The organism is Sphingomonas sp. MMS24-J45 (genome assembly GCF_044881195.1).
GTDB lineage: Bacteria > Pseudomonadota > Alphaproteobacteria > Sphingomonadales > Sphingomonadaceae > Sphingomonas.
The window spans coordinates 2618913-2645161 of the sequence record NZ_CP173255.1 but is presented as its reverse complement, the minus strand read 5'-3'; the positions used below and the strand labels follow the sequence as shown (position 1 = coordinate 2645161).

Annotated in this window: 26 protein-coding genes; 8 read left to right on the top strand and 18 right to left on the bottom strand. The window is 65.6% G+C overall.

Going from position 1 to position 26249, the window contains the following annotated elements:
- Positions 1-114: 114 nt before the first annotated feature.
- Together AB5I39_RS12840 and AB5I39_RS12835 are read left to right on the top strand one after the other, a co-directional pair.
- On the top strand, positions 115-1251 hold the full coding sequence (locus AB5I39_RS12840) for a sensor histidine kinase (RefSeq protein WP_404367458.1): 1137 nt from the start codon (positions 115-117) through the stop codon (positions 1249-1251).
- Positions 1248-2045 carry a LytR/AlgR family response regulator transcription factor gene (locus tag AB5I39_RS12835; RefSeq protein WP_404367455.1) on the top strand — a complete coding sequence of 266 codons (798 nt, stop codon included), beginning with the start codon at positions 1248-1250 and terminating at the stop codon, positions 2043-2045. Before AB5I39_RS12840 ends, AB5I39_RS12835 begins: the two co-directional genes overlap by 4 nt.
- 20 nt (positions 2046-2065) lie before the next feature.
- Here the strand turns inward: AB5I39_RS12835 and AB5I39_RS12830 are convergent, their stop codons facing one another.
- From AB5I39_RS12830 to AB5I39_RS12820, 3 genes are all read right to left on the bottom strand, one after another.
- Complete coding sequence (locus AB5I39_RS12830) at positions 2066-2977, bottom strand: alpha/beta fold hydrolase (protein WP_404367452.1); 912 nt, start codon at positions 2975-2977, stop codon at positions 2066-2068.
- 98 nt (positions 2978-3075) lie between these two features.
- Positions 3076-3363 carry a DUF3297 family protein gene (locus tag AB5I39_RS12825; protein WP_404367449.1) on the bottom strand — a complete coding sequence of 96 codons (288 nt, stop codon included), beginning with the start codon at positions 3361-3363 and terminating at the stop codon, positions 3076-3078.
- Between the two features lie 97 nt (positions 3364-3460).
- Positions 3461-3862 (bottom strand): hypothetical protein, encoded by a 402-nt coding sequence (locus AB5I39_RS12820; RefSeq protein WP_404367446.1) that lies wholly within the window; start codon positions 3860-3862, stop codon positions 3461-3463.
- 143 nt (positions 3863-4005) lie between these two features.
- Between AB5I39_RS12820 and AB5I39_RS12815 the strand changes: the two genes are divergently transcribed.
- A complete protein-coding gene (locus AB5I39_RS12815; RefSeq protein ID WP_404367443.1) occupies positions 4006-4413 on the top strand; it encodes an EVE domain-containing protein in 408 nt (135 codons plus the stop codon).
- On the opposite strand, the gene AB5I39_RS12810 is transcribed toward AB5I39_RS12815, so the two are convergent.
- The 3 genes from AB5I39_RS12810 to AB5I39_RS12800 form a co-directional block, all read right to left on the bottom strand.
- Entirely contained in the window at positions 4410-4883 is a 474-nt protein-coding gene (locus AB5I39_RS12810; RefSeq protein ID WP_404367441.1) for a DUF2269 family protein, read from the bottom strand. The genes AB5I39_RS12815 and AB5I39_RS12810 overlap by 4 nt on opposite strands.
- Positions 4884-4991: 108 nt before the next feature.
- Positions 4992-6833 carry a translational GTPase TypA gene (typA, locus tag AB5I39_RS12805; RefSeq protein WP_404367439.1) on the bottom strand — a complete coding sequence of 614 codons (1842 nt, stop codon included), beginning with the start codon at positions 6831-6833 and terminating at the stop codon, positions 4992-4994.
- Between the two features lie 120 nt (positions 6834-6953).
- On the bottom strand, positions 6954-9329 hold the full coding sequence (locus AB5I39_RS12800; RefSeq protein WP_404367437.1) for a TonB-dependent receptor: 2376 nt from the start codon (positions 9327-9329) through the stop codon (positions 6954-6956).
- Between the two features lie 173 nt (positions 9330-9502).
- On the opposite strand from AB5I39_RS12800, the gene AB5I39_RS12795 reads away from it, so the two are divergent.
- Entirely contained in the window at positions 9503-10699 is a 1197-nt protein-coding gene (locus AB5I39_RS12795) for a toxic anion resistance protein (protein WP_404367434.1), read from the top strand.
- Positions 10700-10703: 4 nt separating this feature from the next.
- The gene (locus AB5I39_RS12790; RefSeq protein WP_404367431.1) at positions 10704-11402 is read left to right on the top strand and encodes a hypothetical protein; all 699 of its coding nucleotides are present in this window, start codon (positions 10704-10706) and stop codon (positions 11400-11402) included.
- Between the two features lie 119 nt (positions 11403-11521).
- Here the strand turns inward: AB5I39_RS12790 and AB5I39_RS12785 are convergent, their stop codons facing one another.
- The 4 genes from AB5I39_RS12785 to ubiA form a co-directional block, all read right to left on the bottom strand.
- A complete protein-coding gene (locus AB5I39_RS12785; RefSeq protein ID WP_404367428.1) occupies positions 11522-11947 on the bottom strand; it encodes a hypothetical protein in 426 nt (141 codons plus the stop codon).
- Between the two features lie 22 nt (positions 11948-11969).
- Positions 11970-12749, bottom strand: coding sequence for a 3'(2'),5'-bisphosphate nucleotidase CysQ (locus tag AB5I39_RS12780; RefSeq protein ID WP_404367425.1), 780 nt, complete (start codon positions 12747-12749; stop codon positions 11970-11972).
- Complete coding sequence (locus AB5I39_RS12775) at positions 12742-14100, bottom strand: TldD/PmbA family protein (protein ID WP_404367421.1); 1359 nt, start codon at positions 14098-14100, stop codon at positions 12742-12744. The genes AB5I39_RS12780 and AB5I39_RS12775 overlap by 8 nt, the downstream gene beginning before the upstream one ends.
- Before the next feature lie 161 nt (positions 14101-14261).
- Entirely contained in the window at positions 14262-15218 is a 957-nt protein-coding gene (gene ubiA, locus AB5I39_RS12770; RefSeq protein ID WP_404367418.1) for a 4-hydroxybenzoate octaprenyltransferase, read from the bottom strand.
- Between the two features lie 129 nt (positions 15219-15347).
- Here ubiA and AB5I39_RS12765 point away from each other — a divergent pair, with 129 nt between their 5' ends.
- The 3 genes from AB5I39_RS12765 (at position 15348) to AB5I39_RS12755 (ending at position 17746) form a co-directional block, all read left to right on the top strand.
- Positions 15348-15503, top strand: coding sequence for a hypothetical protein (locus tag AB5I39_RS12765; protein WP_404367416.1), 156 nt, complete (start codon positions 15348-15350; stop codon positions 15501-15503).
- Between the two features lie 48 nt (positions 15504-15551).
- Positions 15552-16304 carry a 16S rRNA (uracil(1498)-N(3))-methyltransferase gene (locus AB5I39_RS12760; protein WP_404367413.1) on the top strand — a complete coding sequence of 251 codons (753 nt, stop codon included), beginning with the start codon at positions 15552-15554 and terminating at the stop codon, positions 16302-16304.
- 68 nt (positions 16305-16372) lie between these two features.
- Positions 16373-17746 carry a glutamate--cysteine ligase gene (locus AB5I39_RS12755; RefSeq protein ID WP_404367410.1) on the top strand — a complete coding sequence of 458 codons (1374 nt, stop codon included), beginning with the start codon at positions 16373-16375 and terminating at the stop codon, positions 17744-17746.
- Here the strand turns inward: AB5I39_RS12755 and AB5I39_RS12750 are convergent.
- The 8 genes from AB5I39_RS12750 to rutA all read right to left on the bottom strand — a co-directional run bounded on the left by AB5I39_RS12750 (position 17743) and on the right by rutA (position 26248).
- On the bottom strand, positions 17743-18408 hold the full coding sequence (locus AB5I39_RS12750; RefSeq protein WP_404367408.1) for an HPP family protein: 666 nt from the start codon (positions 18406-18408) through the stop codon (positions 17743-17745). The genes AB5I39_RS12755 and AB5I39_RS12750 overlap by 4 nt on opposite strands.
- A gap of 63 nt (positions 18409-18471) precedes the next feature.
- A complete protein-coding gene (locus AB5I39_RS12745; RefSeq protein ID WP_404367405.1) occupies positions 18472-19776 on the bottom strand; it encodes a methyltransferase family protein in 1305 nt (434 codons plus the stop codon).
- A 190-nt stretch (positions 19777-19966) separates the two neighbouring features.
- On the bottom strand, positions 19967-20845 hold the full coding sequence (gene mmsB / locus AB5I39_RS12740) for a 3-hydroxyisobutyrate dehydrogenase (RefSeq protein ID WP_404367402.1): 879 nt from the start codon (positions 20843-20845) through the stop codon (positions 19967-19969).
- Positions 20846-20951: 106 nt separating this feature from the next.
- A complete protein-coding gene (locus AB5I39_RS12735; protein ID WP_404367399.1) occupies positions 20952-21725 on the bottom strand; it encodes an enoyl-CoA hydratase in 774 nt (257 codons plus the stop codon).
- 109 nt (positions 21726-21834) lie between these two features.
- Positions 21835-22878, bottom strand: coding sequence for an enoyl-CoA hydratase/isomerase family protein (locus tag AB5I39_RS12730; protein ID WP_404367396.1), 1044 nt, complete (start codon positions 22876-22878; stop codon positions 21835-21837).
- Complete coding sequence (locus AB5I39_RS12725; protein WP_404367393.1) at positions 22875-24032, bottom strand: acyl-CoA dehydrogenase family protein; 1158 nt, start codon at positions 24030-24032, stop codon at positions 22875-22877. Before AB5I39_RS12725 ends, AB5I39_RS12730 begins: the two co-directional genes overlap by 4 nt.
- A 50-nt stretch (positions 24033-24082) precedes the next feature.
- Entirely contained in the window at positions 24083-25090 is a 1008-nt protein-coding gene (locus AB5I39_RS12720) for a polysaccharide deacetylase family protein (protein WP_404367390.1), read from the bottom strand.
- Positions 25091-25177: 87 nt separating this feature from the next.
- Positions 25178-26248: a pyrimidine utilization protein A gene (gene rutA / locus AB5I39_RS12715; RefSeq protein WP_404367387.1), complete on the bottom strand. Its 1071-nt coding sequence runs from the start codon at positions 26246-26248 to the stop codon at positions 25178-25180.
- Position 26249: the final 1 nt, after the last annotated feature.

Sequence of the window (26249 nt, the reverse complement as noted above, 5' to 3'; positions counted from 1 at the left end):
CGTCTGCCCTTCCCCCATACCAACCCACCCCCGTCCCCTCCCTTCCAGGGAGGGGAGTTCGGGCGCATCGTACCGCACTTTGCGCATCGATCCCAGCCGGGCTAGAAGGCCGCTATGCCGTTATTCACCCGCCCCGCGATCTTCTCGCGGCCGTTCTTCGAAGACAAGAGCCGCGCCTTCTGGACGCTCCAGGCGGTTGGGTGGACAGGCTATCTGATCCTGCGCGGCGTCTCGACCGTGTCGAGCATCAGCGGGACCGAGGATTTGAAGCGGCTCGTCCCGGTCGTGTTCGAATCGATCATCGGCTATAGCGTCACGCTCTTGCTTTCGACGCTGTACCATTATTACCGGCGCCAGCCGCGCTTTGCGATGGCTATGCTGACAGTCTTGACGCTGGCGGTGGCGACGCTGGTTTATGCGGTGCTCGACGCCTTTTCGTTTTCGTTCGTGGGCGATTCATCACCCGGCCTGACCCTGCCGCTGGTGCTGGGCACGATCTTCCTGAATTTCACCGTGCTCGCCGGATGGACCGCGCTCTATTTCGGGATCAATTTCTATTTGATCGTCGAGGATCAGATCGATCAGCTCGCGGCACTGGAATCGACCGCATCCTCGGCGCAGCTTGCGATGTTGCGCTATCAGCTCAACCCGCATTTCCTGTTCAACACGCTCAATTCGATCTCGACGCTAGTGCTGCTCAAGGAAACCGAGCGCGCCAATGCGATGCTCGGGCGGCTGTCGTCGTTCCTGCGCTACACGCTCGCCAACGAGCCGACCGCGCATGTGACGGTGCAGCAAGAGTTCGAGACGCTGAAACTGTATCTCGAAATCGAGAAAATGCGCTTCGAGGAACGGCTGCGCCCAAGCTTCGAGGTGGATCCCAGGGTGGCCAAAGCGCGTTTACCCTCGCTGTTGCTGCAACCTTTGGTCGAGAACGCGATTAAATACGCGGTAACGCCGCAGGAAGACGGCGCTGAAATCGCGGTGGTCGCGCGGCTCGCCGGGGATCGGGTGCAGATCGTCGTATCCGACACTGGGCCCGGGTTGAACCCGGCCAAGAACGCGGCAAGCGTTTCGGTGGCGGTTCAATCCCTTTCAACCGGGGTCGGGCTTGCCAATATCAGGGAGAGACTGGCCCAGGCATATGGGCCTGACCATAGTTTCGAGATGCGATCGATCCCGGGGGGCGGTTTCGGGGTCGAGATTGAAATCCCGTTCCAGCTCGAGGAACCTAGGAAAGAGTTTGCATGACGATCCGCACCATCCTCGTCGATGACGAAAAACTGGCTACCCAAGGCCTCGCCTTGCGCCTTGCCGCGCACGAAGACGTCGAGATCATCGACACCTGCCAGAACGGCCGCGAGGCGATCCGTTCGATCAAGACCAATAAGCCCGACCTCGTTTTCCTCGACATCCAGATGCCCGGATTTGACGGTTTCTCCGTCGTCCAGGGGCTGATGGAGATCGAACCGCCGCTGTTCGTGTTCGTCACGGCCTATTCCGATCACGCGCTGAAGGCGTTTGAGACCGACGCGGTCGATTATCTGATGAAGCCGGTCGAGGAATCGCGGCTTGCCGATACGCTCGACCGCGTGCGCCAGCGGCTGACCGAGAAACGCGGTGTCGAGGAAGCCGACCGGCTGAAGGAAGTGATCGCCGAGATTGCGCCCGATTCGGTCGAGACGCTGGGTGAAAGCGAGCAGGTTTCCTCAAGCCGGTTCGAGAAGCTGATCAACATCAAGGATCGCGGGCAAATCTTCCGCGTCGATGTCGATACGATCGAGCTGATCGAGGCGGCAGGCGATTACATGGTCATCAAGACCGCCGACAATTCGCTGGTGCTGCGCGAGACGATGAAGGATCTCGAACGGCGGCTCGACCCGCGCCGGTTCCAGCGCGTGCATCGCTCGACAATCGTCAACCTCGATCTGGTGAAAGAGGTGAAGCCGCACACCAATGGCGAATGCTTCCTGGTGCTGCAATCGAACGCGCAGGTGAAGGTGTCACGCTCCTATCGCGACGTCGTCGCGCGGTTCGTTCACTGATTCCGCAGCCGGGGTCGGCGTTACCGGTTCAGGAACGCGTCGACCTCGGCATCGAATTTGGCGGGCTGATCGAACATGATGAAGTGTTTCGATCCCGGCACTTCGACCAAAGTCTTGTTGGGCAGTGGTGCGTAATCGCTGGTCATCATCCGCGCGAGCGGGGTTTCGTACAGTACCGTGACCGGTGTCTTCACCGCGGCGAGGCCGGGGCGAAGATCGGCGAGCATATCATCCCCCATCGCGCGCACGACGACGGACGGGTCACTCGCCTTGCTCCAGGCGACCACACGGTCGACATCGGTGGGGGCGGTTGCCATCGACGCCATCATGGCGCGGGTTTGGGCGTCCGACATCGGGGCGACCGGGCCGCCGGTCATGCGCGTCACCATCGGGCGCAGCGAATCCGCGGTCGCGGTCGGGCCGCCCATCACGACGCCGAAAAAGGGCAAGGCATCGACGATCAGCAGCTTGGAGAGATGTTCGGGGTGCCGCTGGGCCAGCGCGAGGCCGAGTGTGCCGCCCAGGCTGTGGCCCATCACCACCGGCGGCTTCGGCAGCGTGGCGATGTACGAGTCGATGTCGGCGAGCACGGGATCAAACACCGCGCCGGTCGCATTGCCGCGGGCAGGCTCCCCGGCGAAACCGGCGACCTGGACAAGGTGCAGGCGGTACTTGCCGCGCAACCGCTCTGCCGTGCTGCGCCACGTGTCGCGTGAGGAGGCGAGGCCGGGGATCAGCACCAGATCCGGCCCCTTGCCGACGATCTCGACGCTGATCCGGTCACGCGTCACCATCGTGCTATCGGCGAAAAGCTTCAGCGAGGCGGCGGGTGCCGGGACGGTCTGCGCCATCGCCGGAGCGGAGACGGCAATCGGAGCGGCGAGCGCGATAAGCAGCGCGCCAGCCGTGCGCGCGAAGAAACGATCAGCCATGTCGAGACCCCCTGTCCTACCGTCGCCCGACCGGGCCGGTGTTGCATGATGGCAATACACCGGACGAGTGCGCGCGGCAAGACCTTGGGTCGTCGGCGTTATTCCGGGGTGCTCTCGCCCTCGGGCGCGGCGCCGCCCGGTGCAGGGTTTTCGAACCACGCCTCAACCTCGCCCGACAGCTTCAGCGTCAGCGGGTTGCCGTGGCGATCGACCTTCTTACCCAGCGCGACGCGAATCCAGCCCTCGGACCGGCTATATTCCTCGACGTCGGTGCGCTGCTGGCCCTTGAAGCGGATGCCGATGCCGCGTGCGAGCAGCGCCTCGTCATAATGCGGGCTGCGCGGGTTGGACGAAAGCCGGTCGGGCGGGAGATCTGTGTCGCTCATGATCGCGGCTCATGACGCAAATCGAGCCGCAATGCCAGATGCGAAAACGGCGCGGGGATCACTCCCCGCGCCGTCCCGCGCCACCTGCATGGGCAGATCAGTTGCAGACCCGCACCCGGACGAACTCATCATAATAGCGATCGTAGCGCCGCTCGACATAGCAGCGGTCGTAATAGCCGCGCGAGCGATAGGCGTAATAGCCATCCGCCGGGTAATAATTGTGCGTGCGGTAGTAGCGATCGTCATAATAGGGATCGAAGCCGCGCGCCCGATAATAATCGTCGCGATAGCGATCGTTACGGTTCGACGCGATTGCCGCGCCGATGGCGAGCCCGGCGATGCCGGCGACGATTGCGGTGCCGCCATTGTCGCGGTCATAGTGGCGATATCCGCCGCCCCAGCCACCGCGCCAGCGCTGTGCCTCGGCCGGGGCCGCCGCCGTTAGCGCGGTCGCGCCGAGCGCTACCGCGAGACCGATCTTCTTCATGAAACCGTTCATTGCAAAACCTCCTCGTTCCAGCAGCCCTGCGTGCATCGCCAAAGAACGCACCAATGGGTTAGCCTGTTGCATCGGTTAGCCGAGTCGCCCTGAATGGGTGCGGAACGTAGCGTTTAACCGGCGTTCAGCGAAAGGAGTTTGTCATGGCCTTCTGGTTGTTGAAGTCGGAGCCCGAGACGTATGGCTGGCACGATCTGCTGGCCGAAGGGCGGACCGAATGGACCGGCGTGCGCAATGCCGCCGCCGCGCTGCACTTGAAAGCGATGCAGGTAGGCGACCGGGCCTTCTTCTATCACAGCGGCAAGCCCAAGGAGATCGTCGGCACGGTCGAGGTTACGCGCACGGCGCAGCAGGATGGCGACGAGGCACGCTGGGTCTCGGTCGAGATCGCCCCGCTCGGCGCACTGGAACGGCCGGTGACGCTGGCCGCGATCAAGGCCGACCCCGCGCTCGCCGGGATGGAACTGCTGCGCCAGTCGCGGCTCAGCGTATCGCCGGTGCGGGAGGCGGAGTGGGACGCAATCCTGCGCGCCGGCACCCCGCCGCTCTAAAACCCGTTGGGTTTGACCACCATTACCCAGGCGGCGGCGACCAGCGGCACGGTGATGGCTAGGCCGACGATGAACCACCAGCGGCTGGCGCGCCAATAGGTCGCGGGGATGTCCCCACCTGCCTGAAATCCCTTGGCCAGGCGCGCCAGGCGGATTTGCAAGGGCACGAGGATCCCGAGCCACAGGACACCAGTGGCGATGAAAAGGACCTGCCCCCAAAAGAGCCAACGTTCGCCAACGAGATCCATCTGCGCGATGATCGCAGCGCCGTACCCGCCGATCATCGTCAGCGCGGCGCCCCAGACGGTGAGGCTCCAGTCGGTCAGCGTGACGAGGCGTTGCCCGAAAGCGACGATCTTCGCATCCTGACTGCGATCGGCGAAGAATTTCCAGATCGCGGTCGCGGTCACGTTGCCCAGCAACATGATGATGCCGATGATGTGTATGAACTTCGCGGTTTCGTACGCCATGCCTGGTTTGTATCGGCGATCCGCCTGCGATCAACTGCGAAAGGCGTACATAAGAAAGGGGCCGGACGCTCACACGTCCGGCCCCTTCCCTGTTCCTTGCGCCGCCGCTTACGACTGCTTGGCGCGGCTCTGGCGCTTGCGCTCGTTCGAATCGAGGTAGCGCTTGCGCAGGCGGATCGACTTCGGCGTCACTTCGACCATCTCGTCATCGTCGATGTACGCGATCGCCTGTTCGAGCGTCGCGCGCTTCGGCGGCGACAGGCGCACCTGGTCGTCCTTGCCGCCGCTCGCGCGGAAGTTGGTCAGCGCCTTGGTCTTCATCGGATTGACTTCGAGATCGTCGGTCTTGGCATTTTCGCCGACGATCATGCCCTCATACAGCGCCTCACCATGCCCAACGAACAGGATGCCGCGCTCCTCGAGCGGGCCTAGCGCGTAGCTGTTGGCTTCGCCCGCACCGTTCGAGATGAGCACGCCGTTCTTGCGGCCTTCGATGACACCCTTGTGCGGGCCGTACTTCTCGAACAGCCGGTTCATGATGCCCGTGCCGCGCGTGTCCGACAGGAACTCGCCATGGTAACCGATCATGCCGCGGCTGGGCGCGGAGAAGGTGATGCGCGTCTTGCCGCCGACCGAGGGACGCATGTCGGTCATCTCGGCCTTGCGCAGGTTCATCTTCTCGACGACCGTGCCCGAATATTCGTCGTCCACGTCGATGATGACGGTCTCGTACGGCTCGGTCTTGTTGCCGTCTTCGTCTTCGCCGAACAGCACGCGCGGGCGGCTGATGCCGAGTTCGAAGCCTTCGCGGCGCATCGTTTCGATGAGCACGCCGAGCTGAAGCTCGCCGCGACCTGCGACTTCGAAGCTGTCACGGTCGGCCGCTTCGGTCACCTTCACGGCGACGTTCGATTCGGCTTCGCGGAACAGGCGCTCGCGGATCATGCGGCTGGTCACCTTGGTGCCCTCGCGACCCGCCATCGGCGAATCGTTCACCGCAAAGCGCATCGACAGCGTCGGCGGATCGATCGGCTGCGCATGCAGCGGCTCGGTCACGGTGACGTCGGCGATGGTGTCGGCCACGGTCGCCACCGAAAGACCGGCAAGGCTGATGATGTCGCCCGCCTTCGCTTCATCAACAGGTACGCGGTCGAGGCCGCGGAACGACATGATCTTCGACGCACGACCGGTCTCGATGATCTTGCCCTCGTTGTTGAGCGCATGGATCGGCTGGTTGACCTTGACCACGCCCGAATTGACGCGGCCGGTGAGGATGCGGCCGAGGAACGGATCGCGATCGAGCAGCGTGACGAGGAAGGTGAAGGGCACGCCCGCCACTTCCACCGCGGGGGGCGGCACGTGGCTGACGATCGTTTCGAACATCGGGATCAGCGTGCCTTCGCGCGCGTTCATGTCGGTCGAGGCATAGCCGTTGCGGCCCGATGCGTAGAGCACGGGGAAATCGAGCTGCTCGTCATTCGCGTCCAACGACACGAACAGGTCGAAGACTTCGTCCAGCACTTCCTGGATGCGCGCGTCGTTGCGGTCGACCTTGTTGACGACGACGATCGGCTTCAGGCCCAACGCCAATGCCTTGCCGGTGACGAACTTGGTCTGCGGCATCGCGCCTTCCGACGAATCGACCAGCAGGACGACGCCGTCGACCATCGACAGGATGCGCTCGACTTCGCCACCGAAATCGGCGTGGCCGGGCGTGTCGACGATGTTGATGCGGATGCTCTCGCCGCCACCCGGCGGGGTCCAGTCGACCGAGGTCGGCTTGGCGAGAATGGTGATGCCCCGCTCTTTTTCGAGATCGTTCGAGTCCATCGCGCGCTCTTCGATCCGCTGATTGTCGCGGAAGGTGCCGGACTGACGGAACAGCTGATCGACGAGAGTGGTCTTGCCATGATCGACGTGTGCGATGATGGCCACATTGCGGAGGCTCATAAGGGTGTCCGGTGCTTTAGCTTGAGATGTAGCGCGCGCCCCTAGCGCAAATGTTGCACGGCAACAAGGTGCGGGAAGAAGCGGGCGGGCGCGCCGGATCGCGCCGCCCGCCCGTCGGCGTTAGAATTTACCGCCGATTTCGATCCCGTACACACGCGGCTCACCGCGAATGTAGCTGGGGATGCCGAAGCCGCCGCCAGTGTTACCCGCGTCGATCAGATACTTTTTGTCGAGCGCGTTGCGCGCGAATCCGCCGATCCGGTACTTGCCACCGGCCAGTTCGACGCCCGCGCGGACGTTGACGAGCGTGTAGCCGCCCTGGCTGATCGCAGGGTTGTTCGGGAGTTCGAAGAACACCTTGCTTTGATAGGTGGCCGAGGGCGTGGCGTAGAGCGTCATGCTGCCGACCGGTGCGCGCAGCGTGACGCCGCCCGAGGCGCTGTACTTCGGCTGGAGCCGGAATTGCGCGCCGGAGAAGGCACCGGTGGCGGCGTTCTTCTCGATCTTGCCATCGACATAGGCGAAATTGCCGAACACATTCACGAACCGTCCGAGCTTCAGGTTGCCCTCGAACTCGACGCCCGGGTTGCGCGCCTTGCCGGCGCTTTGCGTGGTCGTCACGCCGTTATTGGTGACCGACACCTGGAAGCCATTGTAGGTCTGATAGAACACGCCGAGCGAGCCGGTGAACGGCCCGACCTTGCCCTTGATGCCAGCTTCATAGTTCCACACCACTTCATCGGGCACGACTTGCAGGTTCGGCACGACGACCCCGCCGACATTCGCGGCGGCAAGCTGCACCACCGGCGAGCGGCGGCCCTTGCTGACCGTCGCATAGACGTTGACGCTGTCGGTCACGCGGTACAGCACGTTCGCGCGCGGCAGGATCGCAGTGAAGCTCTTCTGCGCGGTGAAGATCTGGCCGTTGGTGTTGGCCGTGCCGAGCAGGCTGGAGCGGATGCCGAGTGCCGCGAGGATCGTCGAATTGGGCTGGACCGAGCTATAGCCCGACTTGCGCTGCTCGATCAGCAGGCGCGCACCGGCGGTGATTTCGAGGCGCGGCGTGGGGATGAAGGTGCCATCGGCGAAGACCGAATAGGTGTCGTTAGTACCATAATTGGTGAACACCGACTGATACGGGATTTGCGTCGCCGCCCCGCCGGTCAGCACCGCCGTCGCCTTTGCGGCGGTCACCGTGCCATTGGCCGCGACGCAGCCCGATACGCCGGCTGCCGCCAGTGCAGCGCGGATCGGCGCGAAGGTCGGCGTCACTGAGCAACCAAGGTACGTGCCTTCCTCGGTCGAGAAGGGCACGCGCTGCAGATTGTTTTCGAAGAACGCGTTCCAGCCGAACGAGGCGCGATATTTCGGGCCGGTAAAGTTGAAGCGGCCTTCGTGGCTCCACTGGTCGCCGCGCGCATCCTCGGCGAATTCGAGATACCAGGCCGGGCCGCCATCGGCATCGAACACTTCGTTGCTGTTGAACTTGCGATAACCGTTGACGGTGGTGAAGCTGACGCCGGGCGCAAGCTGAGCCGTCACGGTCAGGTTGGCATCATACACGTCGCGCTTCAGGCCGAGCTTGGCATCGCCCAGCACCGCCGCGCTGAACGGCGAGCCCGACAGTTCCGCATAGCTATAGTCGCCGCCATTGCCGCCCGTCGGGGCCAGCGCCCGGGAGCGGAAGGCGGTGCCGGGGTTACGCTGTCCGTCATAGGTCAAAACCAGGCTTGCGGTGAGCGCATCGGTCGGTGCCCAACGCAGCGAGCCGCGAATGCCGCGCTGATCCTGCCCGTTCAGATCGTCCTGATCGATCTTGCCCTGGTTCTGATTGGGGACATTGGGATCGCCCGCAATGTTGCGGACGAAGCCGTCGTGATATTTGTACGCGAACGCCAGACGCCCGGCGAGCGTGTCGTTGCCGACGTTGATAAAGCCCGAAACCTGGCCGCGGTTATAATTACCGTAGGAACCGACGAGTTCGCCCGAGGTGCCGGCGCGCGGCTGGGCCGAGATGAGGTTGACCGCGCCGACCGCGGAGGCGGTGCCGAACAGCGTCGCCTGCGGGCCCTTCACCACTTCGATGCGCTCCAGATCGTAGAGATCCTGATACGCACCGCGCGTGCGCGAGATATCGATGCCGTTGTAATAGAGCGAAACGCGCGCGCCCTGCTGCGACGATCCGCTGTCCGAGGTGATGCCGCGGATGACGAAGCCCGGGTTGTTAGCGCTCTGCTCCTGAATGCGCAGGCCCGGGATGTAGAGGGCGACCTCGGCGAGCGAGTTGACGCCCAATTCCTGCATTTTCGCGCCGGTGACCGCGGTCACCGTGATCGGCACGTCCTGAATTTTCTGTTCGCGCTTCTGTGCGGTGACGACGATGTCCGGGCCGCTGGCGTCGGGCTCGGTCGGCTGCACGGCCGATTGGGCCAGTGCCGCGGTGGAGCAGCAGCCAAGCAGCGTGCCGACGAGAACGAGCGAAAACGGACGACGCATTACACAAACCCCTTTGGTGTGGTGAAGTTGTTGCGGTGCGGTATCGACCGTGTGCGTCGGGTTCGCGTCGTTTCGGTGAAAGTTGCGTGACGGCATGCGTATTACTATGATGACACACTTGAACCGGACCGCGATCCGCTTCATCTAAGGGCGATATTGGCCGGAGGGACGACATGGCGACCGCTGCAGAGACCGAAACAGATCTGGTGCTGACCCCGCCCACGCCCGTGCCTGTGGTGAAGCCGGAGAAGGCGGTCGGTCTGGTGCCGATCGAGGATGAGGTGCGCACCAAGTTGCAGACCAAGGTCGCGGATTTCGTCGACGACCTGATCGCGCAGGACGTGAACTCGCCCGAATTCGGCAAGCGCGTCGATGCCATTGCGGCGATGGGGCAGAAGGAAATCCGCGCCGCCGCCGACCAATCGAACCGCTTCCTCGATCGCCCGGTGAAGGCGATGGACGGCGAAAGCGGCGTCGGCGCCGACCTGACCGAATTGCGCCGTACGATCGAGAAGCTCGATCCCAGCGTCAACGGCAAGCTAATCTCGGGTCGCGGGATGTTGAGCAAATTGTTTGGCGGCGGGCTCAACACCTATTTCGACAAGTATCGTTCCTCGCAGTCGCACATCGCCGCGATCCTGAAGACGCTCGCGCGCGGCAAGGACGAGCTGCTGATGGACAATGCCGCGATCGACACCGAGCGCGCCAATCTGTGGACCGCGATGGGGCGGCTCGAACAGATGATCGTCCTGTCCAAGGAAATGGATCAGCGGCTGGAGGACAAGGCCAACGAGCTCGACCACACCGACCCCGCCAAGGCCAAAGCGGTCCGCGAGAGCGCGCTGTTCTACGTCCGTCAGCGCACGCAGGATTTGCTGACGCAAATGGCGGTGACGGTGCAGGGCTATCTCGCGCTCGACCTCGTCAAGAAGAACAATGTCGAGCTGGTGAAGGGCGTCGATCGTGCCTCGACCACCACCGTCAGCGCTTTGCGCACCGCGGTGACGGTCGCCCAGGCGCTCGCCAACCAGAAGCTGGTGCTCGACCAGATCACCGCGCTCAACACCACCACCGCGAACATCATCGATGCGACGGGCAAGCTGCTGAAATCACAGACTGCGACAATCCACGAGCAAGCCGCCGCCGCGACGATCCCGGTCGAGACGCTGCAGCGCGCGTTCCAGAACATCTACGACACCATGGACGCGATCAATTCGTTCAAGGCCAAGGCGTTGGTGTCGATGAAGGCGACGGTCGGCACGCTGTCCACCGAGGTCGAGAAATCGAAGGGCTATATCGCGCGGGCCGAAGGGGCGGCACAGAACCAGCTTTCGGGCCCGACCGAAGGCTTCAAGCTGGAGGCGGAGTGACGCCGTGACCGATGTCGATCGCCAGATTGCCCGCGCCGGCGAATTGCTCGACCGCACCCGCGCCGAGCGGCGCGCGATTGTGGCGCAGCGGCGGCGCGGGACGTCGGTGGCGAAGCGGTTTGCGGTCGCAGCAGGCGCGGATCTGGCGATCGTTGTTGCGGCGATCCTGATCGGCTGGTTCATTCCGCTTGGCATGGGCGGTGCGCTGCTGGTGGGCGCGTTGCTGATCCTGGTGACGCTGTTCGCTCTGTTGGGCAATTTCACTCCGACGGTTCGCGCCGAGCAGCTTCCCGCGGTGCCGCTCAAACTGCTGCCCTCGCGCACCGGCGCTTGGCTCGATTCGCAGCGCAAGGCGCTCCCCGCCCCGGCGCAGACGCTGGTCGATGGCATCGGCGTGCGGCTCGACATGCTGGCACCGCAGCTTGCATCACTGGACGAACAACAGCCTGCGGCGGTCGAGCTGCGCAAATTGGTCGGCGAGCAACTGCCCGAATTGCTGCGCGATTACGCCAAGGTGCCGCCGCAGCTGCGGAGCGTCGCGCGCAACGGCAAGAGCCCCGACGCGCAGCTAGCCGAGAGCCTGCGCCTGATCGACGAGGAAATCGGCGAGATGTCCGAACATATCGCGCAGGGCGATCTCGATTCGCTGGCGACGCGCGGGCGGTTTCTGGAGATCAAGTATCGGGATGAGCGCGGGGTCTAGGGGGGCTTGGGCCTAAACGGGGTTGTGCTCCTGCGCAGGCAGGAGCCCTGGCCCCAAGCGCCACCTTCCTTAACCCAGGGCTCCTGCCTGCGCAGGAGCACAGCGGCGGCGGTTGGGTTCTACTTCTCCACCGCCCGTGCGCACAGCACCAGCACGCGGACCTTCCCCTCGCTGCGATCGCCGAACATCTGCGTTGCGGTGCCGAGCTTCATCGTACGGACGGTATCGCGGAGCGCGGGGGGCAGCGCGGTGATGGGAACCGCTGCGGCATCGGCAACCTCAGCCCCGACATTCTTCGCGACGCCAGCAACGTCCGCGCAAGAAAAGATGCCGAGCGCGGCCTGCTGAAACGCCGCGATCTTGTCGGCATTCGCTTTCTCATCGCCCGCCGGATCGACCGCGACCGTCATCTGCTTGACCGTCACCAGCACAAGCTTTGGCGCGGCTTTCTTCGGCGCAGGCTTCGGCGCGGCGGCCAGCGCCACGGGCGCCAACAACGACGCGGCGATCGCGACGATCGAGAAGCGAGACAGGGTCTTGGTCATAGAGTTGCTCCTGGGCACATGCTCATCGGGCGGACAGCGCCTTGGCCCGCTCCGCCAGCCGCGCGACGGCGGCGGCGTGGATCGCGGGCGTTGTGGCCAGTACGCCGAACGCCTGGGCGCTCGCTGTGTTGAAGCTAAGCTGAACGCCGTGCGCATCGGTCACGGTCGCGCCAGCTTCGGCCGCGATCAGCGCGGCGGCAGCGATGTCCCATTCGCTGCCCCAGCGCAGCGTGGCGACCAGGTCCGCCTGGTCCGCCGCGACCATCGCGATGCGCAAGGCGATCGAATTGGGCTTGGCGACGGCGACCAGATCGCTGTCCTTGGGCAAGGCGTCGATCGGCACGCGCGCACCGGGCAGCTCGCGTCGTGTGCCGACCTGCACCGGCGCACCGTTGCGCAAAGCCCCCTGCCCCAGCGCAGCGGACCAGATTTCGCCCCGCGCCGGCGCATCGAGCACGCCGATCGTGACGCGGCCCGCCTCGGCCAGCGCGATCGAGATCGCCCAGCCATCGCGCCCGCGAATGAAATCGCGCGTGCCATCGATCGGATCGACCACCCACACCCGATCGCGCGTCAGGCGATCGGCGGTATCGACGGTTTCCTCGGACAGCCAGCCGGCATCGGGGAGCAGCGCCGAGAGTCGTTCGCGGATCAGCGTGTTGACGTCGAGATCGACCTGGCTGACCGGATCGCCGGGGCTTTTTTCCCAGCGGTGGAAATCGGTACGCCAGTGCGACAGCGCGAGCGCGCCCGCCTCGGCAGCGACCGCCGCGACCGCACGGGCAAGCCCCGCGTCAGCCACTCGCCACCGTCATCCCCTCGATCCGCAGCGTCGGCACGTTGGTGCCGAAGCGGAATTCCAGGTCGTTGGCGGGCGTGAGTTGGCGGTACATGTCCTTCAAATTGCCGGCGATCGTGAATTCGGCGACCGGGCTGGTAATCTCGCCATTTTCGATGCGGAAACCCGCCGCGCCCCGGCTGTAGTCGCCGGTAACGCCGTTGACGCCCATGCCGATCAGTTCGGTGACATAGACGCCGTCGGCAATGTCCGCGATCAGCGTCGCGACCGGAACCTTGCCCGCCGCCATGTACAGGTTGCTGGTCGACACGCCCGGCCCGCCGCCGACGCCGCGCGCGGCATGGCCGGTCGGCTCCAGCCCCAATTGCCGTGCCGAGGCGCTGTCGAGCAGCCATTCCTCCAGCATCCCGTCGGCGATGATCGTGCTGGGCGACACCGGCAGCCCTTCGCCATCGAACGGGCGCGAGCGCAGGCCATGCGGGCGGTGCGGATCGTCGAGTACGGTGACGCCGCGCGCGAACACTTGCGTGCCGAGCGCATCGAGCAGGAAGCTGGTCTTGCGCGTGATCGCCGCGCCCGAAATCGCGCCGATCAGATGGCCGAGCAGGCTGGAGCCGACGCGCGGATCGTACACCACCGTCATAGGCCCGCTGGCGAGCCGACCGGGGTTGACGCGCGCGACGACGCGCTCGCCGGCCTCGCGCCCGATCGCGGCGGCAGGCGTGAGCGCCTTGCGGTGGCGGGTCGAGCTATAGGCGTAATCGCGCACCATCGCCCCGCCCTCGCCCGCGAGCACGCTGGCGGACAGACCGTATCCGGTAGCGGCATAAGCGGCGGCAAAACCGTGGCTGGTGGCGAGCGCCCAGATCGAACGCGACGCGCTGGCCGATCCGCCTTCGCTGTTGGTGACGCCCGGAACGGCGCGCGCGGCATCCTCCGCCTCCAGCGCGGCATCGCGCAGCGCTTCGGGCGAGGCGCCGTCTCCGCCATTCGCCAGATCGTCGAGATCGAGCAAGGGCGGCGCGCCGTGCATCAGGCGATCGGCGGGGGCGAGACCGGCCCATTCATCCTCGGGTGCTTCGCGCGCCATCGCGACGGCGCGATCGACCAAGGCGGTCAGCGCATCGTCGGAAAGATCGGAGGTGGAGACGCTCGCCGATCGCTTGCCGAGGAAGACGCGCAAGCCGAGCTCGGCGCTTTCCGAGCGGCCGACATCCTCGAGCGCGCCGAGGCGCACCGAGATATCGAGCGACATGTCGGCGGCATAGACCGCGTCGGCGGCATCGGCACCGGCCGCCGTAGCGCGAGAAACGATATCGGCGGCGCGCTCACGGGCTTGATCGGGGTTCAGCATGGTGTGGACTTAGGACGAGAGACCGGGAGTTGCTAGACCATCTCTCGCTTCCCCGGCGAAGGCCGGGGCCCAGTCAGGAAGGTTTCGGTGACGCAGAGCAGCGCCCAACGATCGGCGGCGCGCGACTGGGCCCCGGCCTTCGCCGGGGAAGCGCAGAGGATTTAGTAAGGCCAGGGCGTGCCGACGACGGCGCAGGCCAAGAACACCAGCAGCCCAGCGAAACGGTTCGCGCGGAAGCGGTGCAGCGCGCCAGCCCCGTCGGCAGGATCGAGCGTCGTGACTTGCCAAGCGAAATGGAGCGCGACCGGCAGCAGCGCGACCAACGCCAGCCAGTCGGGCCGCAGCACCCAGATCGCGCCCGCCCACAACGCCAGCGCGCCTGCGTAAAACAGGCCCACGCCCAACCGCACGCGGCTGCCCATGCGGAGCGCGGAGGAGCGCACGCCGATCAGCGCATCGTCCTCGCGATCCTGCAGTGCGTAGATCGTGTCGTAGCCGACCACCCAGCAAATCGACCCGGCGTAGAGCAGCAGGCCGGGGGCGCCGAATAAGATGACTCCGATGTTCGTCACGCCCCAAGACTGCATTACGCTGGTTACTTCGAACCACCCGACCAGCGCCGCCCAGGAGAAAACGAGGCCAAGCCAGATCTGCGGCCACCAGGTGATGCGTTTCATGAACGGATAGGCCGCGACCGGCGCGAGGCTGAGCAGCGCCACGACGGCGGCATAGACGTGCAGTTGCAGCAGCACGACGAGCCCGAGCAGGCAAAGGAACACGAGCCATGCCCAGGCGGCTTTCAGGGACACCGCCCCACTCGCAAGGGGGCGCGCGGCGGTGCGGGCGACTTTGCGGTCGAGATCGCGGTCGACGATGTCGTTATAGACGCACCCCGCGCCGCGCATCGCGATGCTGCCGAGCAGCAGCCACAGAATCAGATCGAAGCGCGTGATCGCGCCGCCCGCCAGCGCCACGCCCCACGCACCGGGCCAGAACAGCAGCCACCACCCGATCGGCCGGTCGAGCCGCGCGAGCAAGGCGAACGGGCGGGCGGCGGCCGGGAGTAAGCGGATGAAGCCGCTATGTTGCGTATCGGGGGTGAGATCGGTCGCGGTCATAGTTCCGCTCCATGCACCAGCGCGCGGGCGGGAGACAGTCCTTCCGACACGCGCGCCTCGACAACACGGCACGCGGCGTCGATAGCGGAGTGCCGGACGTGGGGGCATCAGTCAGCAAAGGCGGACAGCGTGGTTCATCTCTCCGTCGCGATCGGACGCTTTTTCGAGGCGCTGCTATGGGCGCTGGCGCGCGGCGTCGGGATGATGGCGGGCTGGGCGTTGCTGGCGGTTGTGGCGGTGGCGGTCGTCGTGGCGGTGGTGCGGCGAGTTTTGCGGCGGCGGTAAGTTTTGCGGCATTTGCCAGGCCGCCCGCCCCTGCCCTACAGCCCCGCTATGCCCGCAACCCCCGCCTGGCCCCCGCAATCGACCCCGCGCCTGTTCGTCGAGGCGCCGCTCGCCGTCGGCCCATTCAGGATCGAGGGACCGCAGGCGCATTATCTGGTGCAGGTCATGCGGATGAAGGCGGGCGATCCGGTCAAGCTGTTCGACGGCCAATCGGGCGAATGGCTCGGCGTCGCGGCCAGTGTGGGGAAGCGCGACCTGATGCTCGACGTGACCGAGCAACTACGGGGGGTCGAAACGGTGCCCGATTTGTGGCTGTGCGCCGCGCCGATCAAGAAGGGGCGGATCGACTGGGTCGCGGAGAAAGCGTGCGAGCTGGGCGTCGCGCGGCTGGTGCCGGTGCTGACGCGACGGACGGTGGTCGATCGGCTCAACGGCGAGCGGCTGCGCGCGCACATGATCGAGGCCGCCGAGCAATGCGGGCGCACCGCCGTGCCCGAATTGGACGAGCCGGTGAAGCTGACCGCCTTGCTGCGCGACTGGCCGGCGGGGCGGACTTTGTTCTTTGCCGACGAGACCGGCGGCGAGCCTGCGCTGGAGGCAATGCGCGGTGGCGGGACATCGGCGGCGATCCTGATCGGGCCGGAGGGCGGATTCGACGCGGACGAACGCGCCACGATTCGCGCAGTGCCGGGGGCGGTCGGCATTGCGCTCGGACCGCGCATCCTGCGGGCCGATACGGCGGCGGCGGCGGCGGTCGCGGTGTGGATGGCGGCGAAGGGCGATTGGCAAGAGGGCGGTTGACAGGGGGGCGATTGGTAGCAAACCGAAACGCGCTGGCGGGCGACCGCGTGCAGCGCTAAAGCGCGCGGATGACCACGCGCCCGGACACCATCAAGACATCCCCGCTGATCGAATCGCACGATCAGCTCGTCGCCAGTTTCGCGCGCGGGGAGAAGCCGCCCGAGCGCTGGCGGATCGGCACCGAGCACGAGAAGTTCGTCTATGCCGACAGCGACCATCACGCGCCGAGCTACACCGAGCAGGGCGGCATTCGCGATCTGCTCGACGCGCTGACCGAATTCGGCTGGACGCCGGTGACCGAGGGCGGAAACGTCATCGCGATGACCGGGCCCGACGGCTCGATCAGCCTGGAACCGGCCGGACAATTTGAGTTGTCGGGCGCGCCGCTGGAAAACCTGCACCAGACCTGCGCCGAGACCGGCCGCCATTTGCAACAGGTCAAGACGATCGGCGATCGCTTCGGCATCGGCTTCCTCGGTCTTGGCATGTGGCCCGACAAGACGCGGGCCGAGTTGCCGATCATGCCCAAGGGCCGATACGCGATCATGCTGCGCCACATGCCGCGCGTCGGGACGATGGGGCTCGACATGATGCTGCGCACCTGTACCATTCAGGTTAATCTGGATTACCAATCAGAAGCCGATATGGCACAGAAGTTCCGCGTCGGGCTGGCGCTGCAACCGCTCGCGACCGCGCTGTTCGCCAATTCGCCGTTCACCGAGGGCAAGCCCAACGGGATGCTGTCGTACCGCAGCCATATCTGGTCCGACACCGATCCGGCGCGGACGGGGATGCTGCCCTTCGTGTTCGAGGATGGCTTCGGATATGAGCGGTACGCCGACTATGCGCTCGATGTGCCGATGTACTTCGTTTATCGCGACGGCAAATATATCGACGCCGCCGGCCTGTCGTTCCGCGATTTCCTGAAGGGCGAGCTGTCCGTCCTGCCGGGCGAAAAGCCGACGCTCGACGATTGGAACGACCATCTGTCGACCGCCTTCCCCGAGGTGCGGCTGAAGACCTTCCTCGAAATGCGCGGGGCCGATGGCGGGCCATGGGGCCGGATCTGCGCGCTGCCCGCTTTATGGGTCGGGCTGCTGTACGACCAAGGCGCGCTCGACGCGGCGTGGGACGTGGTCAAGGGCTGGACGATGGAGGAGCGCGAGGCGCTGCGATCGTCGGTGCCGAAGCTGGGGCTCGACGCGCCGATCGCAGGCGGGCGGACGCTGCGCCACATCGCGAGCGAGGTAGTCGACATCGCCAGCGCTGGCCTGACCGCCCGCAACCGCCAGGATGCGAGCGGCAGCAACGAAACCGGCTTCCTCGATCCGCTGCGCGAGATCGTCCGCTCGGGGAAAGTCCCCGCGCAAATCCTGCTCGACAAATATCACGGCGAATGGGGCGGCGACGTCTCGAAGGTGTACGACGAACTGCGCTTCTAACGACCGCGCCGCGCCAGCGCGTGGACCTCGGCCCGGGTTAATAACGCATCGAGATCGGCGCGGCTGATATCGAAGCTTTCGTGCATATCGTCCAGCGCGGCGTCGATATCGGCGAGGTGCAGCCCACTCGGATCCGGCAGCGGCATTTGCGCCGGCCGATGCGGGTAAGAATGCCGGGTCGTGCGGTGGAACAGGATGCCGAGCGCGACCAGCGCAAGCGAATTGAGGCCAACGGGCACGAAGGCGAAGCTCCACCCGGCAGCGTGGACGGCGCTGCCGCCGATCACAGCGGTCAAGGCGGCGGCACCGCCCGGCGGATGCAGGCAACGCAGCAGCGACATCACCAGGATCGCACCGCCAACCGCCAGTCCGGCGGCCAAGGCGGGGTTTACGACATGCTGCACCACGACGACGCCGACCAGCGCAGACACGATGTTGCCGCCGATCACCGGCCAGGGCTGGGCAAGCGGACTGGCGGGGACGGCGAAGACTAGCACTGCCGATGCCCCGATCGGCGCGACGATGATCGGGAGCGCGGCGGGCACGATCCCCAGCGCGCTGCACAGCAGAATGGTGAGCGCAATACAGGCCAGGGCACCGACGCACGCGACCAGCCGATCGGGCAAATGCGCACCGGCGATGATGGGATGGAACAGCTTCACGGCGGACGCTCTAACAGCTTGTCCAGCCATAAGAAACGTGACGCCGGTCGGCCGGAGCGCGGGTTATTTCTTACCCGAAATCCAGGCGAAGAAGCGCGGCACCGGGCCGTTGCGCGCCATCCATTCGGAATAGTCGCGGTACGCCGGGTCCATGCCGAGGTGGCGTTCCTCAGTCCGCGCGCGCCAGTAATAAATGCCGCTGACCACGCACATCAGGATCGTCGCGCGCGCGGCATCGACCATCGTGCCCGTCGTCAGCACCGGGATAGTCGCGATCCACCAGAACAGGTTCTTCGACAGATAGGCCGGGTGGCGCGAGAAGGCGTACGGGCCGTGCGTCAAAATGCCGCGATGCGTAAGGTTGGAAAAGCGGAAGCCGAACGCCACCGTCGCCCAGGCATAGATCGCGGTCAGGCCGACCAGTACGGTGCCGATCGGGATCAGCAACGCGGGGTGCCCGGCGAACCAGATCGACCAGCCGTCCGCGCCGTAATTGCCGGTGTGGTAATCGAGCGGGCCGTTGTCCGCCATCAGCGTGAAGGGTGGATAGCAGATCAGCGCCGCCATCCACGCCGCAGCGAACGGATTGGCGCTTCGGATATGCGAATCGAGCGGGCGAAAGGTGAGGATATAGCCGACCGTCGCAAACGCGCAGTCGATCACGAACATGAAGCCGATCAGCCAGTTGGCGAGCGCGACCGGGTTGCGCAGCACCTCCGCCACATCGCCGCGCACGAAATTGCCGAACCCGCCGGGCACGACCGCAAGCATGAAGGCGAGGAAGAACGCCTTCACCGCCCAGCTGCGCAGATGATTGTAGATCGCCTCGTGGTCGATCTCTTCCTTGAGGCCCATCAGCCATGCGCCGAGCGCCCAGGCGCCATCTTTCGGCTTCTCCAGCCGTCGGTCGAGCCACAAGACGTAGGGGATTGACCCGAGGAACACGACCGGCGCGGCCATGCCGAAGCACCACATGGCGAACGGGAAGCCGCCCCATTGGTTGCTCCAATAGAAGCGCCCGGTGCCATAGATCACCGCGATCCCGACCCAGGTGACCCACAATCCGGCGAGCTTGGTCAGCGAAATGTCGAGCGTTTCGCGCCACGGTTTCGGCGCGGACCAATCGATCCCGGTGGTCGGGTTGCGATACACCTTGTCGACGAACACCGCCCACAGCACCATCGGCAGACCGCACGCCGCGACGTTGGTCAGCGCGGCGAACGGGCCGTCCATGCCGTAATGCCGCGCGACGGCGACCCAGGCGAACAGGCCGACCAGCCCGGCAAGGCCGCAACCGGTGCTGACCGCCGATTTCGGACGGGGATCGGCGGCCTTTGCCGCACGCGCGAGGGCGGTATCGTGGAACATGGCCGCGGTGGTAGCGCGGGAGTGGTTAGCGGGGGGTAAACCTACCCTCCGTCCCTCTTTTCACTCCACCCCGGCGAAGGCCGGGGCCCAGTTGCGAGCCGTTGGTGATTGCAGGCCAGTGCTCCGACTGCAGCTGTTCCGCTACTGGGCCCCGGCGTTCGCCGGGGTGGTTATAGAGGGGGCTGGCCTCCTAACCCCGCAACATCCTTATGATGCCCGAAAAGTCCAACCCGCCCTGCCCCGCATCGGCGAAGCGCTGATACAGTTCCGCGGCCTTCGCGCCCATCGGCGTGTCGGCACCGCTATCGGCGGCGGCGGCGGCGGCGAGCTTTAGATCCTTGAGCATCAGCATGGTCGCGAACCCGCCCTGATAGTCGTGATCGGCGGGCGTATCCGGGCCGACGCCGGGGACCGGGCAATAGCTCGTCATCGACCAGCTCTGGCCCGAGGCGACGCTGGAGATATCGTAGAAGGTCTGCGGATCGAGCCCGAGCTTTTCAGCCAGCAGGAACGCTTCGCACGTCGCGACCATCGTCGCGCCGAGCAGCATGTTGTTGGCGATCTTTGCCGCCTGGCCCGTGCCGTTGGCCCCGGCGTGGATCACGGCCTTGCCCATCGCCGACAGGATCTCGCGCGCACGAGCGAAGGCTACGTCGCTGCCACCGACCATGAAGGTGAGCGTGCCCGCATTGGCCGCACCGATCCCGCCCGAAACGGGGGCATCGACGGCCATGAGACCCTTCGCCTGTGCCGCCTCGGCCACGCGCCGCGCGGTGGCAACGTCGATCGTCGAGCAATCGATCAGGATTGCGGTGGGCGAGAGCGTGGCGGCAAACAGGTCGGCATAGACCGCTTCAACATGCGTGCCCGCAGGCAGCATCGTGACGATCGCCTCGGCCCCGTCCGCCGCCGCGACGGCGGAGCGGACCGACAGACATCCTGCAGCCTTGGCGCGGTCGAGCGCGTCCTGCGACAGGTCGAACGCACGGACATCATGCCCCGCCTTCGCCAGATTCGCGGCCATCCCGCCGCCCATGTTGCCGAGCCCGATAAAGGCGATGCGTGTCATTTTACGTCTTCTCCAAACCGTCATCCCAGCGAAGGCTGGGATCTTTGCGAGCGGTGTACGCCCTTCGCCGAGACCTCAGCCTTCGCTGGGGTGACGGGCTTCTAGGTCACTTCCCCGTCCAAATGCCCTGCCGCTTCTCCACAAACGCGCTCATCCCCTCGCTCTGGTCTTCGGTCCCGAACAGCGCGTGGAACAGGCGACGTTCGAACTGCACCCCCATCGCGAGCCCAGTCTCAAACGCAGCGTTGACCATTTCCTTGTTCGCCTTGACCGCGAGTGGCGCCATCGACGCGATCGTGGCGGCAGTCTTGACCGCATCCTCGATCAGATCGGCAGCGGGGACCACGCGCGATACCAAACCAGCGCGCTCGGCCTCGGCCGCATCCATCATCCGCCCGGTCAGGCACATCTCCATCGCCTTGGCCTTGCCGACCGCGCGCGTGAGGCGCTGCGACCCGCCCATGCCGGGGGAGACGGCGAGCTTGATCTCGGGCTGGCCGAACTTGGCGCTGTCGGCGGCGAGGATAAAGTCGCACATCATGGCAAGCTCGCACCCGCCGCCCAGCGCATAGCCCGCCACCGCCGCGATGATCGGCTTGCGTGTCTGGGTGAAGCGGTCCCACCCGGCGAAGAAATCATGGCCGTACATGTCGGCAAACCCTTGCGCCTGCATTTCCTTGATGTCGGCGCCTGCCGCGAACGCCTTTTCGCTGCCGGTGATGACCGCGCAGCCCTGCGACGGATCGGCATCGAACGCCGCCATCGCGGCGAGCAGATCGGCGAGGATCTGGCTGTTGAGCGCATTGAGCGCCTGCGGGCGGTTGAGCGTGACGAGCGTCACGGCGCCGCGCTGTTCGACGAGGAGGGTTTCGTAGGTCATGTCTTCTACCTTTCTCCCCTCCCGCCTGCGGGAGGGGTCGGGGGAGGGCCTGTCGGGTCGAGCGCCGTACACGCCCTCCCCTAGCCCCTCCCGCATGCGGGAGGGGAATTCAGTTGGGCGTCCACGTCTCCGCGTCCGACAGCGGAGCGAAGATCTGGTCGAGCACGTGCGGCGTCACGCCCTCGGGCGTGTCCGGGTTCCAGCGCGGGGTATTGTCCTTGTCGATGATGACCGCCCGGACGCCTTCTAGGAAATCGTGCCGCTGCACCACGCGGCAGCCGACGGCATATTCCTGGCGCATCTCGTCCTCGAACGTCGCCATCGTCGCGCCTTCCTGGAGCAGGCGGAGCGAGACCTTCATCGTCTGCGGCGATTTGGTCTTCAGCGTAGCAAGCTGCTGGCTTGCCCATTCCCCGCCATCGGATTCGAGCGCGGCGTAAATGTCCTCCAGCTCGTCCGACGCGAACAGCCGGTCGATCGCGCCGCGCTGCTCGACGATGCGGGCGATCGGCGCGCCGACACCGAACGCCTTGATCGCGGCGTGAAGGTCGGCCTGCCCGCCCGCCGCGACCGCGGCCTTGACCTCATCGAGCCGATCGCTCGGCACATAGTGCGTGGCCAAACCGAGTGCCAAACAGTCCGCCCCATCGGCGCGATAGCCGGTCAACGCCATGAACTGCCCGACCCGTCCCGGCAGCCGCGAGAGATACCAGCCGCCGCCGACGTCGGGGAACAGGCCGATCCCGGTTTCGGGCATGGCAAGCTTGGTATTCTCGGTAGCCACGCGGAAATCGCACGGGCAGGCGAGGCCGACCCCGCCGCCCATCGTGATGCCGTCCATGAAGGCGATCGTCGGCTTGGCATAGGTGAACAGCGCATGGTTCATGCGGTATTCGGTGTGGAAGAAGGCGCGCGCCTCGACCCCGTCCTTCGCGCCCGACTCGGCCAGCATCCGGATGTCGCCGCCGGCGCAAAAGCCGCGACCTTCGGCATGATCGATCACCACCGCCTCGACCGCCGGATCGCTGCGCCACGCGATCAACGCCGCTAGGATCGCCTCGCACATCGGCGTGGTCAGCGCGTGCAGCGCCTTGGGCCGGTTGAGCCGGATACGGCCGACCTTGCCTTCGATGAAGGTGAGGACGTCGCTCACTGGCGGGTCAGCTCGCGCCCGACGATCATGCGCATGATCTGGTTCGTGCCCTCCAGGATCGAATGGACGCGCAAATCGCGCCAGAAGCGTTCGATCGGATAGTCCATCAGATAGCCGTAACCGCCATGCAATTGCAGCGCGCGGTCCGCCACCGCCGATCCCGTGTCGGTCGCCAGCCGCTTCGCCATCGCCGCGAACTTGGTCTTGTCGGGCGCGTTCGCCGTCACCTTCGCCGCCGCCATGTAGAGCAACGCGCGGGCCGCTTCGAGATCGGTCGCCATGTCGGCGAGCATGAATTGCGTGTTCTGGAAATCGGCGACGCGCGTGCCGAATTGCTTACGATCGCGGGTATAGCCGATCGCTTCGTCGAGGCAGCGCTGCGCCCCGCCGAGCGAACAGGCACCGATATTGAGTCGCCCGCCGTCGAGGCCCATCATCGCGATGCGGAAGCCCTCGCCTTCACCGCCGACCATGTTTTCCGCCGGCACGCGCACGCCGTCGAGGATCACCTGACGCGTTGGCTGCGAATGCCAGCCGAGCTTGCGTTCATTCGCGCCGAAGCTGACGCCCGGCATGTCCTTTTCGATCACCAGGCACGACACGCCCTTCGGCCCGTCCTCGCCGGTGCGGACCATCGTGACATAGACGTCGTTCTCGCCCGCGCCCGAGATGAACTGCTTGGTGCCGGTGACGATCCAGTCGTTGCCGTCCTTGATCGCCTTGGTTTTCAGCGCGGCGGCGTCGGAGCCCGAGCCGGGTTCGGTCAGGCAGTAGCTGGCGATGCGGTCCATCGTGACCAGTGAGGGCAGGTATTTGTCCTTCACCGTCTGGCTGCCGAACCGATCGATCATCCACGCCGCCATGTTGTGGATGCTGATAAAGGCGCTGGTCGAGGGGCAGCCATAGGCCATCGCCTCCATTATCAGCGCCGCCTCGAGTCGGCCGAGCGCGATGCCGCCCGATTCCTCGCTGACATAGATTGCCGCGAAGCCGAGTTCGGCTGCCGCCTTGATCGTGTCGCGCGGGAAGATGTGTTTTTCGTCCCATTCCGCAGCGTGCGGGGTGATGCGGTCGGCGGTGAATTTCCGCGCGAGCTCCTGGATTTCGCGCTGATCGGGGGTGAGGTCGAACTGGGTTTGGTCAAGCTGATTCATGGCGCGCGGTCTATCGCGCTTGGGACTGGATTCCTACCCCGTGCAGCGCCCTAACGCGCGGCAATCGCGCCGGTCGGAACGTGCAGCACACGCTCGGCAAACAGGCGATTGGCGCGCGGAATGTCGTTGCGTTCGTAATATAGCGGGCCGGGCAAGCGGCGCTGCCACGCCAGCGCTTCCGGCAACGTTCCGTTGGCGCTGTCGAAATCGCCCTGCTGATCAAAAAGCGGATCGGCATAGGCTTCGTCGGCGGTGACGATCGTCCAGCCGTCGCGGCGCAGCGCCGTGATCAGGTCACCGATATAGCGCGCGGCGATGTCGGTTTCGTGCAGCAGCATCACCTGCGGCGCTTGGCGCCCGGCGACGCGGCGCGTGAGCGCGTCGGAAAAATCGGCGGATCGCACCATCGTCTCGACATAGAGATCGCGCAAAGCCGGGTCATCGATCGGCTTGCCCGCGCGTTTCGCGGCGATCGTCTGGCCCTCGATGTTCCAGTCGGAGCCATCGACCGTGACCCAGGCGATCTGCAGCCGCCGCGCCGCCAGCCCGTCGAGCACCGCGCGCCGTTTCATGCCGTCGCGCCCGCCCTGATTGAGACCGGGAAAGCGAAACCACGGGCGGTAAGTGCTGCGCCCCTTCAGGAACGCCTCGGCCTTGTCGATATCGGTGAGGAAAGCGTGCGCGGACATGCTGCGCAAATCACGGTGCGACCAGCTATGATCGGCGATGACATGGCCGGCGGCGGCGTAAGCGGCGAGCCGCGCGGCACCGTCGCTCCGCCGACCGATCCGGCCGGGATTGGCGAAGAACGCCGCCTGGGTAACGCCGCTGTCGCGCAGCGCCGCGATCAGCCGGGTGGTGCGCTCGGCGGGGGTGTAGAACGCGCCGGGGCCGCGCGGAACATCGTCGAAGGTGAGCGCGATGCGTTTGCCGACGGCGACCGGTTGCGCGACCGGCGACGCGGCGGGCGCGACCTCCCCCGGATCGACCGCCGCTGCCAGCGACAGCGCGACCATCACCAGACCGGCAACAAACATGATCTGGCGAAGCGGTGTCATCGGGCGGGCGTTATAAGGTTAACGCTGCCCTAACCATAGCCCAGATGCACCATCCGGAACCGTGCCCACGCCAAAATCGGGACAGCGTCAGCCCGCCACCCCGGCGCGGCACTTCATCAGCGGTTGAATTCGCGTGCCGAACGCCTTCACGCCTTCCACGAAATCGTCGAAGGTCAGCAGCACGCCGCCGGTATTGGGCACCTCGGCCATTTCATCGAGCATCCGCGCGACGCTCTCATACGATCCGACCAACGTCCCCATGTTGATGTTGACCGCCCCCTCGGGCGCGGCGAGCTGGCGGACGTTGGTGTCCGTGTTGACCGTATCCTTCGCACCCTGATCGGCGAGCCAGGCGATCGCTTCGACATCTACGCCGTCATTATACGATTTCCACTTCGCCATCGCTTCCTCGTCGGTTTCGGCGGCGATGATCATGACCAGCACGAAGATCGACACGTCGCGCCCGGTCTTGGCGGTGGCGGCGGCGAGGCGGGTGTTGTTCGAGGCAAAGGCGGTCGGCGTGTTGACGCCCTTGCCCAGGCAGAAGGCGTAATCCGCCCATTTCGCCGAGAAAGCGAGGCCCTCGTCCGAGCTACCCGCACAGATGATCTTCATGTCGCCTTCCGGTTTGGGCCGGACGCGGCAATCGTCCATCTGGTAATACTCGCCCTTAAAGTCGCTGACCCCCTCCGCCCACAATTCGCGCAGGATATGGGCATATTCGTCGAGCATTTTGTAGCGATTCCGGAAATGCTCGTCGCCCGGCCACACCCCCATCTGGGTGTACTCGGGCGGTTGCCAGCCGGTGATGAGGTTGAGGCCGAAGCGCCCGTGGCTGATCGAATCGATCGTGTTGCACATCCGCGCGGCAAAGGCAGGCGGGATGACGAGCGTCGGGCAGGTCGCGAAGATCTTGATCTTCTCGGTAACGGCGGCGAGGCCAGCCATCAGCGTAAAGCTTTCCAGGCCATACTCCCAGAATTCGGTCTTGCCACCGAAGCCGCGCAGCTTGATCATCGACAGCAGGAAATCGAGCCCGTGCTTTTCCGCCGACTGCGCGATTGTCTTGTTCAGATCGAAGCTTGGCATGTATTGCGGCGCGTTTTCGCTGATCAGCCAGCCATTGTTGTTGATGGGGACGAAGACGCCGACTTGCATG